The following is a 14,754-nucleotide window of genomic DNA, read 5'->3' on the forward strand; positions in this document are numbered from 1 at the left end:
CGGATCGTACATCGTGTCGTAAGGAGCTGGCACAGCATACGGGAAGTGCGGTCCAAAGAAATTCGCGGCAATCATAAAAGGGTGTTCGGAATCGGAGTAACCATTGATGAGTTCAATCGTTTTGTCTGCAGTCCACGCTTCCATCGTCCGTTCAGCAGGAAGCGGGTGTCTTCCGTAGAAGGGTGCCTCACCGCCCCACTCATACGGTTGGACGGCATCCCTATCAATTCGGAAGTCAATACCGTCCTCGCGAAGCCACTGATGCCACTCGCGATAGGGGTGCCACTTATCATAACCCCAAAATTCTGTGTCGCCTTCTTTCGCAAGATGCCACTTACCGATACAACTGACCCGATAGCCTGCCTCGCCGAGGAGTTTTGGATACGCCGGTTTATCGAGGATCTGGTTCGCAAACACAGCGTTGAAATTGCCCATATTTGATAACTGTCCGTGATTGTGGGGGTAAAGTCCGGTGAGTAGAGACCCACGCGCCGGTGAACAGAGCGCGATAGGGGTATAGGCGTTTGTGAACCGCATACCTGTTGCGGCGATTTCATCGATAGCAGGCGTTCTGCAAATGGGTGCTCCGTTACAGCCGAGTGAATCGAAACGTTGCTGGTCGGTGAGAAGAAAAAGAATATTGGGTTGTCGTGCCATTTTTTAATTATTCCTTACAGTTTTTTTAATTTTCTTGGCGGTTAAACAACGTGGGTGTTTTTGCTTGGGTGTTTCCCCTGGAACTTCACGCGCCTTGTCCCGCAAGTTTCCCACACGTGGTTTGCACCAGAAGAGCAGTCCAGAGGCTGCATAGTTAAAAAGGTTCGGAGACGATGGCGATATTTTTCGGTCCCTTGAAGTCGAGTTCAATTCGCTCAAACTGGACGGAATGTTGCCGATAGAAGTCCTCAATTGCCGTCAACAACTCATACTGCCCACGCCGTTGTTCATCCCAGAAGTTGCAACACGGGATTATCACAGCAGGTCGGACGAGGGCTGCCTCTCCCAATTGACGCAACGCACCATCGGGATGGAGTCCAACCAAGAGGTCATAATAGTCTGCCATGTCAGGATCGAACTGATCCGGACGATGGTCGATGCCTTTGAGCACTGTCCGACGCGGGTCAATGAGATCGCATGCGAAATTTTTCTTCTTGGTGAGAAGGCGGGTTAATATTCCCTTCCCACCAGCAACATCGGCAATAGAGTGGATTGTATTACCATATCGTGCAGCAATGAAATCGGCGACAACTTCAAATCGCTGCGGATCGCCGTGTACTCGGTGCTGTTCTCTACTCATTTCAGATTCTCCGGATTCAGTGCTTCCAATTCAGGATGGACAAATCGTCCGTCCTTCCGAATCAGATTTCCGTCGAAATACATTTCTCCGCCACCATGTTCAGGGGTCTGTATCATGACCATATCCCAATGGACGGCGGAACGGACACTATTATCCGCCTCCTCGTAAGCCTGACCGGGCGTGAAATGGAAAGATCCTGCGATCTTCTCATCGAATAGAATGTCGAGCATCGAGTTCGTGATGTAAGGATTAAAAGCGATAGAAAACTCACCGATATACCGCGCCCCCTCGTCTGTATCAAGAATATCGTTCAGCCTTTCGGTGTTATTCGCTGTTGCCTCAACGATTTGACCGTTCTCAAAGCGGAGTCGAATGTCAGTAAAGGTCGTTCCCTGATAGATTGTGGGGGTGTTGAAATGGATAGTCCCGTTGACGGAATCTCGCACGGGGGCGGTGAAACATTCGCCATCAGGGATGTTACACTCGCCTGCACACGGAATAACGGGAATATCCTTGATACTGAACCGGAGATCGGTATCTTCACCGACGATGTGGACTTCATCCGTTTCCTCCATCAGAGACTTGAGCGGTCCCATCGCTTGTTCCATTCGGCTGTAGTCGAGTGTGCAGACGTCGAAATAGTAGTCCTCGAACGCCTCTGTGCTCATCTGTGCCTGCTGTGCCATTGCCGGGTGGGGCCATCGTAGAACGACCCATTTTGTCTGTGGCACGCGGATATCGTTGAGAGGTCGTATCCAATACTTTTGATAGCGTTGCATTGCTTCCGCTGAGACATCGGACATTTCTGTGATATTGTAGCTCCCACGGATACCGATATACGCCTGTACCTTTTTTATGCGGTATGTTTCGTATTCACCAATCAATTTTATGCCAGCATCGTCTCCGTTGAGAATAATTTCACGTTGGATACGGGTCTGCTTGATTTCAACCAGCGGGATCCCACCCGCTTCCCGAACTGCCCGGATAAGGGCAATGACCATCTCTTGTGGGATGTCGATCCCTTCAATGAGCACAAATTCGCCGGATTGGATTTTCGTGGAATGGGTCGTGAGAACATTTGCGAGTTTATCAAGTCGTGGATCGTGCATATCTACCTCAAAAGTGGTTGTGGTTGGATATAAAAGGATTCATGTAATAATTCAGGCATGAGTTTCTTAAGAAATTCGACTTTCAGCATCGTTTGTTTGATTTAAGGTACTGTCTTCCAAAACCACCTTTACCTTGTCCGCGACGGATGCCCACCATATCTTATCTGCTTGGACGCGGAGCAGGTGTGTGTTACCCGGTGTGTCGTTTGCCCCTAACCCGGGTTCAATAATTTCTGTGTGTGGATCCTGTTCAAATCGCGTGGCAAGTCTGTTTTCCAAACGTTCAGCGGAACGGACGGCAAAGATATTGACGAGTTCCGCCGATGGCAGATCCAAGAGAAAATCGACGTTCCAGAACAATTTTTTGCCGTTTTTCGGTAATGGATCAGACGGACCCAAACCGCAATTGTGGAATTGCTTTACCATCGCTTCTCTGATAGCGTGCGGTGGTTTATCACCACTCCGCGTTGCGTGTCGGATAAGTCGCCGTGCCAATGAAGTCGATCCCTTTTCCGAAAGTGCCGAGCCAACGTAAACATAGTCCCCGATAGGCAATGAAATGCGTTTACCTTTCTTGAACCTACCAAATTTTAATGTGGTATTTTCTTTAAGGTAAATCCGTAGGATGTATGTTCCAGCCTGTGAATCATCGCCGATTATAACAATATTTGGGATTTCCATCGCTCCAACCTATTGGCTATATTTCTGTCAACTCTGGGACGTGTTCGTCTTCATATTTTTCAATCAATACACCAATGACTTCCATCAGTGAAGCCAAGGGATGATCTTCCTCCTCACCTACGACATCGATTAAATTGTCCAGTACTTCCGTAAGCCGTTGGTATTCGCTTTGGGCATGAGGAACGAATACGACCTCCGTTAGCATTGGCCATACATTTTGAGCTGTCTGTACTTCCCTTACCATGGTTCACTCCTTACACATCAATCTCGAGAGTAGTCTATCACAAATCGGAATAGACGGCAAGTTTTGACTTACAACATCACCGAAGGCACGCTAAATTTTGCGTGTTGCAACAAAAGCAGAAATCTATTAGAATAGGACTTGAGTAGGATGCAAAAAGCAAACGGACACCAACGAGGTCATAGAAATAATGAAGGCACGTCAACTATCTATTGGATATATTACGGTTTTTGTGATGCTGGTGCTACATCTTCTGCCGGTCTGGGGTTTCAAGTATTTCCCGACGCAGGATGGCGCAAGTCATATCTACAACTCATACGTGGTGAAGGAGTACCATAAGCACGAAAACTACCGGTTGCGCGAAGTCTACGAACTGAACGCCACGATCTTCCCGAACTGGACCTCTCACGCCCTGCTTGTTGTCCTGTTGTACGTCTTTCCACCACTCGTTTGTGAAAAGATAGTACTTACACTCTGCATCGGTCTCCTACCGTTCTCCCTCTTCTATTTCCTCAACGGCATCGCAAAGAGAAATGTTGTCTTTGGACTACTTGGGTTTCTCTTCGCCTACAACTATCTGCTCCACATGGGTTTTTACAACTTTGTCCTCAGTATGTCCCTGTTTTTCTTCGCGATGGGTTACTGGTGGAGAGTCAAAGATGAACTCCGATTGTCAAACATCGTCGTCATATACGTATTGTTGTTGGCGACCTATCTCACCCATTATCACTCGTATGCGTTGCTTGTCATGTCTCTGACGTTCTTTGCACTCTTCTCATCGGGTTACGATGCACTGCGCGGGGTATGGGGTTATAAAGAAACATCAGAACCACTCAGATCTCGACTCAAGGACGGTATGATAACGCTTAAACCTACACTAACGTTCCTCGGCACGCTTGTCCCCGCTTACTTCATCCTGTTCTCCTACTACTTCTACCTTTCCAATGCTCATGGGGGAGACAGCAACCATAAAGGCGTTGAATGGCTCAACGATTACTTCTTCGGTATGAAATCCTTGGTTTCTTTTCGGGATGATCACGTGCTCATCGGACGGGTGTTGCTGGTCTTTTTCGCCATTGCCTTCGTCCTCACGGTGATCAACAGGATTCGACAGTACCATCGGTTCCGAGAATCAGAGGAATGGAAAGAGACGGGTGAACGGTTCTGGACGCGTGTTGTGACGCAGATGGATGGGTTTCTGATTATGTCAGTCCTCATCACTGCAATGTTTTACATAGCACCTTGGTCTGGCTACAGCGGCGGTTGGATAAATGACCGGTTTCATCTATATATATTTCTCGTGTTGATTCCGTTCTTCGCTATCAATCTGCATCGATACGTAAACTATGCCGTGGCGGGGGTTATTATTGCTCTGTCCTTATGGCATCTCGGCTACAATGTCCACACGTATACGCTGCTGAATCGGGACATCACCAACGCACTCTCCTTGGTAGGTATGACCGAGGAAGATACTATTCTGACGAGTGAACCGGGAGAATGGGGTGGTTTCTCAGATTCACTCGGTTTTGAACCCAAATACGTTGAACCCTTTGGGCACCTTGAGTGTCTGTTAGCAACGCATAAAGGAATCGGTTACCTCGACAACTACGAGGCGAATACGGATCATTTTCCGCTGCAATACAAAGAAAAAGAATTGTCTGCTGATTATGCCATCATTTGGCGGACGGAGTATGACGATGTCGCCGGTTTGGAGGAAGAGTATGAACTCATCGATTCCAACGACTACAATCGACTCTATCGCCGCAAGCGGACACCCCCCGATCTTCAGATGTGGAGTGGCGGAACCGTTGTCTCCTTTGACATGCAGCCCAAAGATGGTCAGACAGCATCAGGATATATTCCTGTGTATGTGGATACAACTTACACTGATGGAAAATACGGTTGGTTGACAGTGTCAGCGCGTGAAGACTCACAAAGGGAGTCTGAGGTATCACAACCTTACGAGGATAGCATTTTGGGGAAAGAAGATGGCGTTTTCCGAGTCGCACTTCCGAATGGAGCATACGAAGTGATATGCTATTTCAGCGCAGATGAAGGAGATGAACCCGAACCCTTAGAGATAAATCTCATTGCGAATGACGAGAAGCCGATTCAGCGATTGCAAATTCCTGTCGGAAATGAGACGATTGAAAGGCGTTACAATATCACGATTACAGATGAACTTTTGACGCAGGTGATATATACCCGTGGAAAAGGGGAGTACAAGCGATGGGGTTGGAGCGGCTTCAGTATTCGATCATTGGCGAATTAAATTGCCATCTTCCTACAAGAATTGCGGAATAATGAGCCAACTATCAACAGTTGAAATAGTGGGAGTTGACTTTCTACTTTAAGATTCTGTATGTCAGATTCAACGCGACCTCGCCTTGATTTGCCCCCATGTCGTTGTTAGAGAGGTGCTATCCGGATTGACGGCAAGCGCACTGCCGATTGAAGCCCCATTCATCCCGATTAACATCCTTTTATTTTTTGATTCATCTTGGAAGTGGGTTTCACCTTCTCGTTCATCAAAATTCCAAAGTGCTAAAGTGTCCCTGTCACTTAAGAAATGGTCGGGTGGATCGAATGGCTCCTCGAACCACGGTAGGTCAGGTAAGTCATACCGGGCGATCCTCGAAAATCTTATAGCATCAATGTCGCCATGAAAGCGAGTAATTCGGACCGTTTCCTGCTCATACCGACCTACGAAGAAATCTTTAATTTTTCCGAGATCCTCCACGGACACTTGATCCATCACGCCAAATTTGTTTTTCCGTTTAATCCGATTGTTATATGCGAAACCAAATGTGCTGTCCTTGTAAATGATGGCGACATAGTTCCATTGGTTTCTCTCCATTGGCGCATAAAAAAACGAGACACCGTGGGCTGTTTCTCCTTCCAGATATGCTCCACCGTAGCAACATAGCTGACTCACATCGCTTTTACATTCCGAGTGGTTTGCGCTCAATCCGAAGTAAATTTGCTGACTGAGAATGATGTCGCTACCACCGTGATTTGTTGGTCCAGATTTCGGATAAAACCACATCTCAACAGTAAACTCACGGGTATTTTTGGAAAACAGATACCCGTGTTCTTCAAACGGGAGTATGGCATAATCATCAACACCATCCAGTGACAAAACGCCACCAGAAGGCTGGAAGGAAAAAACGGACACGACGAAGTTAAGAAACAAAACTACCATGAGTAGGAACTTAAAGTTGTTAACCATGAGAGAGCCCTCCTTAAAAATTCTCTGAATCCGCAATGAATAACTTTGTAGTGATTAGTGACACAATTTGGAGGCAAAAAGGGTGCATAAAATTATAAAAACACGGTGTTAGAAGTCACAATGCTTGGTCCTGTGCCAATGGTTTTCCCCAGGTAACCCTTGCTGCTAATTGGAAACTGAGCAGACCTTGATCATCAACAAAGTCAGATAAGATATGCGATAATTCAGTGTCAAATGCCCTAACATTTTCCGCTCCCATGTGTTCTTTGGACATGCTTTCTCTCGAATGAAAGGATTGAACATAGTCTGTAAGCGGTTGAGAGAAACGAATCGGTGTTGTGCGCTTATCTCCAATCAGGTGTAGATGCTTTCTATCCACGAGTTCTTGGATTAAGTCAATCTGCTCATGGTGTCTATTGGTGGAATATTTGTGGATGAGTGAAAGTTCTGCGTCGTGCCAAGGCGATTCAATCGGACGGTCTCCATCAATGATGACGAGGGACCCATCTGTCGTTAGCATTTCTTTGAATCTTGGAAAGACCGCACTCCATTCCATCCAGTGAATGCTGGCGCCAGCCGTCACCATATCGTAAGGCGGATACAACGGCACCTCCTCGACGCGTCCATTGATCCACCGAAGGTCTGGATGATTGCCGTTGATGAGCGATTTCCCTACTCGGATCATTTCCTGTGAGAAGTCAACTGCATCAACGCTGTCTACATGATCGACAAGGAACCGTGCTATCTTTCCGGGACCAGATCCAACATCCAGCACCTTCCCTCGCGATTTCCTCAGCACATTGAGAAGTATCTTATACATTTCCTCTGGATACGGAGGTCGGAGTTCGTATGCGTCTGCCAAACTACGGTTCTTGAACCGGGACGCGTAATCGTTCCAGTATTGTCTCGGTCTTATAGTTTTCACGTTTTACTCCCAACCCTTTTTGATTGAAAATCGAATGCCAGAGCATCTCCAACGGGGACATAACCGATTTTGGAATAGATGCTGTTAGACGTTGGATTCGCTAAATCGGTATATAGGCTACAAAATGAATAACGATCCGTGAGCATCTTTTGTGTTAACGACCAAACGCACGAAGTCGCATATCCCTTATTGCGGTGCTCAGGAGGCGTGTACACAGTGTTGATTGTTGTCCCGTTTCTCGTCGGACGTGCTTCTTTGGCGATACAAACTGGCGCACCGTCGTCCCAAATGTAAAGTTCTTGCCCTTTGATGGAGCGTTCAGCGTGGCTTTTAGCACTTTCAAGGTCGACGGGTTCTTTTATTTCCTCCGAAAAGTTGGCAATCCATTTCGCTATAAGTGGATGGTCATTCGGACGCGCCAGACGTAGCTTTCCCGGTGAAAGGGACACATCCGCGACCTTTCTTGCCTCAAATACACGCATTTGCATGGCGACTCTGGCTGATATGCCGAACGCCTCTTCAACCCAGCAGTCAGAAAAGGCTTGCGCTTCTACTGATGGTCCAACAACCCCCGGTGTTCGCGTATTAGTTCCGCGTAGACGGTCCACAAGGTGAGTTGTAGCAGCCAAGACATCTGTGTCAATTCTGCTTAAAATGATTCTTCTCGGTGGTGTCATTACTGCGACACCCACGACGCTCTCCTGTTCCAGAATACTCAGCAAAAGAGGCGATTTGGATCCGTAGTAGTGCGGACTCTCGGAGAGCCTATAAACGAGACCAATAGGCAAATTGTTTTCGCTCTCATGCCGTTCCAAGTAAGTGCCTGAAAGTGAACTGAGTTCGCTGGCATGGTTGTGGGATCGTATTTCGATCATCGTTTTCTATTTCCGTTGTATCGGAAAGGATTTCCGAAAGATCTCTCTGGATCCGCCTTCCGGTCCTAGAGGTGCCTCTGCAAAAGATTCAAAACCCATCTTCTTATAGAAGTGCCGCGCTGGCTGACCTTCCGGATTATCCTCGCCAAATGTTGTGACAAACAACTCAGCAGGCGGGTTAATCAAACCAAATACATGCTCTAAGAGAACCGTACCGATACCCCCGCGCCGCCATTGTTCAGCCACGGACAGCCAGCGGATATGGTATTCAGGCGGTCTGGAGGACAGAAACAAACCTCCCATCAATGGGGCTCCGGCTGACCTATCTTGTTCTCGAACACAATAGGCACTCTCCCGATCTATGTTTTTGTATAGTGCGCTATGAAAATCAGGCTGGTCAACCATCGGTCCGAAAAGGAACTCGACCTCCGATGCCAGTTCAAGCCAACTTGGAATATCAGCGCATGTAGCGATCTGAATCTTCATTGGAGTTTTCCCTTATTTTGAGGGTTTGTATGAATGAATAATGGTATATGCGTGATCGTCGCGTCCTAAAGCGATTTAGATGGCTCTACTGGGTGCTGGTCCGTCAGACACCGTCTCACAATTACGATTCCAGTCATATCGCCTTCCAGTTCGCGATGAATTTGGAAACCGGTATCAAGGAACATGTCAAGCCGTCCATGGAAGTTTGCGTAACTGTCAGTGGCATGGCGATCTGGGTATGCCTCCACAATCTGTAGAGATCGCTTGGCGAGCAGGTCGCACGCTGCCTCAAGTAGAAGGTTCGAGAGCCCTGTTCCTCGGAAACGTTTGGTTATGATGAAGCACACAATGGAACCAACGGATTCATCATCAGAACTCGCCAGAACGTCCATGGTCGCCAAATGAGAAAGGGAACGCTTTTCGGCTGCATGGCACCATCCAATCGGATGATTGTCCAGATAAGCAAGAATACCAGTCGTTTCACCGCGTTGGATGAGTTCGGATTGCCACTCACGGTTTGCTGCTGCAGTTCTCGAAGACCAATCCTCGCCATTAGCACCGACCCAATGGAAGTAACAGCAGTAGCAGGAAGACCCTTCAGGATTATCGGCGAACGCGTCCCCGTCGAAGTGGTCAAAGAAGTCGTTGGCACGGTCTGGTGTAAGCTCGTGGAGTTCAAGGCTCGCCAAGTCTATCGCATTTGGCATCTCTTCTGTTCCTTCCCAAAGTCAAATGGTATCTATATTGTTCTTTGTCCACATCGTGATCTAACACAGCAACCCGGGAAGATCTCTTATCGAGTTTGCTCGGACTAAAGGAGATGTGCAAGACCATTCCACTTCTCGATCTTGATACCACGCTGCCTGAATCGTCCGCATCCCGACAGATGCCGCACCCTGCAGCTCATCGTAACCGCCATCCCCGACAAAGTACGCTTCAGAAGGTTGAACACACATGCGTGAACAAGCCAGCTCGAATATTTCCCTATCGGGCTTCATTACGCCGACACTACAGGAAAACACAACTGGGTCCACGAGATCTTGGAGCGGACAGAATCGCCAAGCGAGGACCTCTTCTGGTAAAGCATTACTGATAATTCCAACTTTTAGCCCACGCGTTCGGACTGCGCGCAACATTTCAAATATCTGAGGTTCGACGCAGCTCAAGACTTTTGATTTCCATGCCTCGTGCTCTTGGGCAGCCATGACGATGTCATTTTTCGTCAGTGGTGATTTGACCGCTGTGCACAAATGGGTGAATCCCGCCAGACAATTAGAGAATTTTCCTGTCATCGCGGCAATCTCGTTTTCGGACCACCAAAGCGAGACTCGCTCTTCAGTCGTGCCCAGTCGTTCATGAAACGGAGCCCTTACTTGGAAATCTTTTCGCGTTTTTTCGGTTATGAGTGTTTCAAACAAATCAAAAAAGACTGCTTTCAAATCAGTGCTCCGTTAGATTGTTAATTTTTCGCATATTATGGTAAAACTTACAAATAACTCTCACTGCGAGGCAATCTCAATAGGTGCGAAAACCGACAACCCCACTGGCGAGGTTTCTAATCTCGCCTCTTTAAAGTGTCTCATTAATTCTAAAATCTACCATATATAAAAACATACCGCTGGCGCGATCGTCGTGCGGCATTTGAGGCATCATTTTTCCAATACATCGAGACAGGATTTCATACGATGATCGTGATCGGCAAACTGTTTTAGCCACTCAACGACCGTTTTGCCGTCTCCGAGTCTGGCTTGTAAATCCGCGCCATGTTCTACGAGGTATTGCGTCGTTTCTACATGTCCATGACCTGCTGCGCAGTACAGCGGAAAATGTCCATGGTCTGATGTTACATTGACATCTGCACCACTACCGACCAACTGTTCTACAATTTCCAGATCACCGTTTCGAGTCGCATGGTGCAAGGCTGTATCGCCACGGGCGTAACGCTCCTGCACTAACTTTGGGGTGTCCCGGAGCATTGCGTTGACTCGCTGCACATTGGCTAAGAAAACGGCGTATATAAACTGGCGCGCGGCTTCGCTCGAGTAATGAGTAGTGATACGACTTCCTTATTGTCTGGCACTTCTCCAGCATAGTGAATCGCATAACCATCGTGAGCTGCTAAATCGGCACCACAGTCTATTAGGTATTTAACAACATCATAATGCCGTCTTAATCCGGCATGAAATATAGGACGCCATTCATATTTGTCGTCTTGATTGACCAGACGAGGATCCTGTTCAACGATTTTCTTTACGGCATCGAGATCCCCGTTGGCTGCTGCATCATGAATCGAAACGAGTGTCATATCTATTCTCCAAGTGTTAGGTTAATTGTGTTTCCAAGAATAAACGTGAGGTGTCTATCTTTTGCCCGATCTATCGAAATCGCGCGAATTGACTCACGGTATCCATAACGCGTCAATCTTTCGCATGATTGACGCTACTTTTTCCTGTTGGTTGTGTTCGAGAACATAGAGTAAATCCGGAAATGGGGCGGTACGGCGGTAAAAAGCGCAGCGAGAATGCCAGCCATCGTCAATAACGCCATCATAGTATGCACTCAGATCGCCAACATCTTCTGCGGGGTCACCAACCGTGCAAGATCGCCAATCGATAATTCCAGTGACGGTTTCCCTATCGACATCAACTAAAATGTTGTGTGAATAAAAGTCTTGATGAATAACCACAGGGGTGAAGGAAAAGATAGACGGATTGGTCATCACCTGCTCGAAATAGGTGGTAAGTTCCTCTTGCTGTCGGTGAGTCAGTAGCGAGAAGATGTTGGTTCGTATTTTTTCCCACATCTTGGTTATCCCTTCCTGCCATGCGTGTGAGGTCGTACAAACATCGGTCTCAAATAAGTCTTGCACACGATCTATAGAAAAGCGATGCAGTGCGGTGAGAAAAGTTCCTAACGGCGGTTGCCACCACGATGCCGATTGTACGTGCGGTGGACACTGATTCAGTGGCGTTCCATCAATGAAGGTATATCCGCCAAACACAAACGGATAATGTTGTGTGGGTTGCCCCTGGTAGAGGTACTGGGGAATGGACAACGGGACGGTAGGGGCAAGTTCGGGCAGTAAACGCATCTCACGTACCAAGTCATGCGCTGCGACCTGATGTTTAGGGAAGCGAAAAACTATCTGCTGGTTGACAAGAAACGTCCGATTCGCCCAACCTTCATGGAGCCGCTCCCATGTTTCAATTGGCAACTGCGGGAAGTTTTCAGTAACCGCTGCGTGGTAGTTTTTCTCAGTCAGTTCGAGCATATTCCTCCATTATCAGTGCCAAGTCAATAACTTTTCCTTTACCACACATACAAATGGGGTTCTCTTTCCCGAATTAACGCCTTCACCTGCGTCGATTCGATTTGCAGTGCCACTTCTTCGCTGCCCATGTAATTGCGCCATTCTGTATCGGGAAGTAAATCCATTTTGTAAAGGATTTCCCGAATTGATTGACAGATGGTGTAGATGATCTCGCTGCGCGTTTCATCATTGTTTGCGGATTCGAGTTTCTTGAGAGACGGTTCTATCATGTCTATCCATTTCGGGAGGCTTTGTGCCTGCCAGTGTAGCCATTTCCAGTATACTGGAAAGCGTTTATTGAGCAGACACAGAAGTCGTAGCGTGCCTTCGACAAAAGTACCCTGACCGATGAGCAAACCTATACTGTCACCGCGTTTCGCCAGACGGTAGCACGAATTGTAGTCGCCATTGTGCCAAAGTCCCCATAAATCACTCGCGATCTTCCACTTCCAGATATCTGCCGGGTAGTATGTCTTTTGGAAAGCGGAGATGCGTTCGCTAAGGGCATTAGAAGGGTCGTAGAGAACAAAACCAGACGACGCATAGCAGAGGTCGTTGTCATCAGCGGCAGCCCATTCCTCGATCGTCACCGGTGGATGCGCAGATTCGTGGAAATCACGATAGACTGCATCGATGGTGCTGATTCGTATTGTCTTCGGTTGCAATGTGGCTGTCTCAATTCCTAAAAACGTATCTGGAATAGCCGCCTCCAGTGCCTGAGAAATGGAAGAGCCATACGCTGCAATATCCTGTTCCGACAGCAGAAGTTGACACTTGCTGGGTCCCCAGTCATGATCGCGGGACAGTTCGTCATCGGCACCCAGAACGTCAGATCCTAATCCGATGACTCCAGCACTGAGGCGGGGAAGGACCTCCGGGAAGCGTTCTTTTAAGACAGGTAGAAAGACTTCATGAAATAAAACTTTACAGTATACGTGTCCTTTCAGCGGTAATACATAGTTTTCAGGATTGAATTGTGAAAAGTCTTGTGCCTTCATCAGCCACCCCTTAGATAATGCGACGATTTTATTCAACCGAGCGCATTCACCACAGCGTCACCGACCTGTGAGGTCGTGGATTGACCCCCAAGATCCGATGGGAGGGTCTTGCCGTCCTCGACCACCTTTAGGACAGCGGTATCTATCGTTTCTGCTGCTTCCGCCTCACCCATAAAACGCAACATCATCGAACCAGAGATGATTGCCGCCAGCGGATTCGATATGCCCATCCCCATGATGTCGGGGGCACTCCCGTGAACAGGCTCGAACATCGACGGGAATCGACGTTGCGGGTCAATATTGCCACTCGGTGCCAACCCCATACTTCCGGTGATAATCGCGCCGATGTCCGTGAGGATATCCCCAAACAGGTTGCTGGCGACGACGACATCAAAGTCCTCAGGTCTCCGCACGAAATCCATACACGCTGCGTCCACGAGCAACGATTCCGTCTCTATATCCGGATACTTTGCAGCCACCCGATCAAAGGCTGTATCCCATACAATCATGCCGTAGCCTTGGGCATTCGACTTGGTGATTGAAGTGACTTTGCGTTTTTTATCTCGTGCCCGAGCTTGCTCAAAGGCATAAGTGATAATCCGCTCGCAGCCATGGCGCGTAAATATGCCAACCTGCACGCCGATCTCTTCGGGGAACCCTTGGTACTGAAACCCACCGACGTTGGCATACTCCCCTTCTGTGTTCTCTCTTATGACGACGAGATCAATTTCCCAAGCCTCCTTGTCCTTGAGCGGCGTGTTGATGCCCGGATAGAGGACACTCGGTCGTTCACAGACGTACTGATCGAATCTACGTCGGATAGGCAGCAAAAGTCCATTGAGCGTAACGTGGTCTTGGATATCAGGGTGTCCGACTGCGCCAAGGTAAATCTGGTCAAACGCTGCCAAGGTATCAAGCGCATCTGCTGGCATCATCTGTCCATGCTTGAAATAGTAGTCTGAACCCCACGGGAACTCCACAAAGTCCCATTTGATGTCATATCTATCGGCGATAGCGTTGAGGACCTTGAGACTCTCCTCCATTACTTCAATCCCAATCCCGTCTCCTCGAATTACCGCAATCTTGTATTCAGCCATATTTTTCCTTCTGAATTCGTTATTTAAACAGTATTTTAACCGAATTCCCTCCATTATTCAACGCATAAAACGCTTACCTCCGGGGGCATTTATGGTAAACCAGAAAAATAAGCAGACAGTCTCCGATCCCCAGGTAGGCGAGGTTTCTAACCTCGCCGGTGCAGAGTGTACAGTTAATTCTAAAGTTTACCATAATTTTCCATATTTCCTCTATCTGTGTGGATATTTTTCCGCTGTAGGAACGAGTGTTTTTGCTTGGGGGTTTTGATAGGGTATTTCCTCAATTTCTTCATGCTCGCGATATTGTGCCAAAACCTTAACATCTATGAACGAAAACCAAGATCGGAACCGAAAACTAATACCATTTCTAAAAGTTTATATTGCATTTAACCGCGACGTTCATCCGGACCCCGGTAGGTGCGGTTTCCTAACCGCACCATAGGTGTCAATTTAGTAGGAATAAGTATGTTTTTGGTGTAAAACAGAAATACCTCTTGTATAATGTA

17 protein-coding genes are annotated in these 14,754 nt (G+C 47.7%); 1 reads left to right on the forward strand and 16 read right to left on the reverse strand.

Features of this window, described 5'->3' with window-relative positions; all coding sequences use genetic code 11:
* The 5 genes from J4G07_19340 to J4G07_19360 form a co-directional block, all read right to left on the reverse strand.
* Nucleotides 1-657, reverse strand: a 657-nt coding sequence (locus tag J4G07_19340; protein ID MCE2416143.1) for a sulfatase-like hydrolase/transferase, incomplete at its 3' end; no start/stop codon positions are given.
* 154 nt (nucleotides 658-811) lie between these two features.
* Entirely contained in the window at nucleotides 812-1,297 is a 486-nt protein-coding gene (locus tag J4G07_19345; GenBank protein ID MCE2416144.1) for a hypothetical protein, read from the reverse strand.
* Entirely contained in the window at nucleotides 1,294-2,406 is a 1,113-nt protein-coding gene (locus J4G07_19350; protein ID MCE2416145.1) for an aminopeptidase, read from the reverse strand. Before J4G07_19350 ends, J4G07_19345 begins: the two co-directional genes overlap by 4 nt.
* A gap of 66 nt (nucleotides 2,407-2,472) precedes the next feature.
* Nucleotides 2,473-3,087, reverse strand: a complete 615-nt coding sequence (locus J4G07_19355; GenBank protein MCE2416146.1) for a DUF123 domain-containing protein — start codon at nucleotides 3,085-3,087, stop codon at nucleotides 2,473-2,475.
* A gap of 16 nt (nucleotides 3,088-3,103) precedes the next feature.
* Nucleotides 3,104-3,331, reverse strand: coding sequence for a hypothetical protein (locus J4G07_19360; protein MCE2416147.1), 228 nt, complete (start codon nucleotides 3,329-3,331; stop codon nucleotides 3,104-3,106).
* Between the two features lie 187 nt (nucleotides 3,332-3,518).
* On the opposite strand from J4G07_19360, the gene J4G07_19365 reads away from it, so the two are divergent.
* Nucleotides 3,519-5,600 (forward strand): hypothetical protein, encoded by a 2,082-nt coding sequence (locus J4G07_19365; protein ID MCE2416148.1) that lies wholly within the window; start codon nucleotides 3,519-3,521, stop codon nucleotides 5,598-5,600.
* 99 nt (nucleotides 5,601-5,699) lie between these two features.
* On the opposite strand, the gene J4G07_19370 is transcribed toward J4G07_19365, so the two are convergent.
* From J4G07_19370 to J4G07_19420, 11 genes are all read right to left on the reverse strand, one after another.
* A complete protein-coding gene (locus tag J4G07_19370) occupies nucleotides 5,700-6,557 on the reverse strand; it encodes a hypothetical protein (GenBank protein ID MCE2416149.1) in 858 nt (285 codons plus the stop codon).
* 115 nt (nucleotides 6,558-6,672) lie between these two features.
* A complete protein-coding gene (locus tag J4G07_19375; protein MCE2416150.1) occupies nucleotides 6,673-7,482 on the reverse strand; it encodes a class I SAM-dependent methyltransferase in 810 nt (269 codons plus the stop codon).
* Nucleotides 7,479-8,357: a GNAT family N-acetyltransferase gene (locus tag J4G07_19380; protein MCE2416151.1), complete on the reverse strand. Its 879-nt coding sequence runs from the start codon at nucleotides 8,355-8,357 to the stop codon at nucleotides 7,479-7,481. The genes J4G07_19375 and J4G07_19380 overlap by 4 nt, the downstream gene beginning before the upstream one ends.
* A 6-nt stretch (nucleotides 8,358-8,363) precedes the next feature.
* Nucleotides 8,364-8,843: a GNAT family N-acetyltransferase gene (locus tag J4G07_19385; GenBank protein ID MCE2416152.1), complete on the reverse strand. Its 480-nt coding sequence runs from the start codon at nucleotides 8,841-8,843 to the stop codon at nucleotides 8,364-8,366.
* Nucleotides 8,844-8,908: 65 nt separating this feature from the next.
* A complete protein-coding gene (locus tag J4G07_19390; protein MCE2416153.1) occupies nucleotides 8,909-9,550 on the reverse strand; it encodes a GNAT family N-acetyltransferase in 642 nt (213 codons plus the stop codon).
* 60 nt (nucleotides 9,551-9,610) lie between these two features.
* Complete coding sequence (locus J4G07_19395; protein MCE2416154.1) at nucleotides 9,611-10,282, reverse strand: HAD family hydrolase; 672 nt, start codon at nucleotides 10,280-10,282, stop codon at nucleotides 9,611-9,613.
* A gap of 210 nt (nucleotides 10,283-10,492) precedes the next feature.
* On the reverse strand, nucleotides 10,493-10,819 hold the full coding sequence (locus tag J4G07_19400; protein ID MCE2416155.1) for an ankyrin repeat domain-containing protein: 327 nt from the start codon (nucleotides 10,817-10,819) through the stop codon (nucleotides 10,493-10,495).
* 23 nt (nucleotides 10,820-10,842) lie between these two features.
* Nucleotides 10,843-11,148, reverse strand: coding sequence for an ankyrin repeat domain-containing protein (locus J4G07_19405; protein MCE2416156.1), 306 nt, complete (start codon nucleotides 11,146-11,148; stop codon nucleotides 10,843-10,845).
* Between the two features lie 93 nt (nucleotides 11,149-11,241).
* Entirely contained in the window at nucleotides 11,242-12,114 is an 873-nt protein-coding gene (locus tag J4G07_19410; protein MCE2416157.1) for a phosphotransferase, read from the reverse strand.
* A gap of 38 nt (nucleotides 12,115-12,152) precedes the next feature.
* Entirely contained in the window at nucleotides 12,153-13,187 is a 1,035-nt protein-coding gene (locus tag J4G07_19415; protein ID MCE2416158.1) for a DUF4037 domain-containing protein, read from the reverse strand.
* A complete protein-coding gene (locus tag J4G07_19420) occupies nucleotides 13,184-14,248 on the reverse strand; it encodes a 3-isopropylmalate dehydrogenase (GenBank protein MCE2416159.1) in 1,065 nt (354 codons plus the stop codon). Before J4G07_19420 ends, J4G07_19415 begins: the two co-directional genes overlap by 4 nt.
* Between the last annotated feature and the right edge of the window lie 506 nt (nucleotides 14,249-14,754).

It is taken from the genome of Candidatus Poribacteria bacterium (assembly GCA_021295715.1).
Taxonomy (GTDB): domain Bacteria; phylum Poribacteria; class WGA-4E; order WGA-4E; family WGA-3G; genus WGA-3G.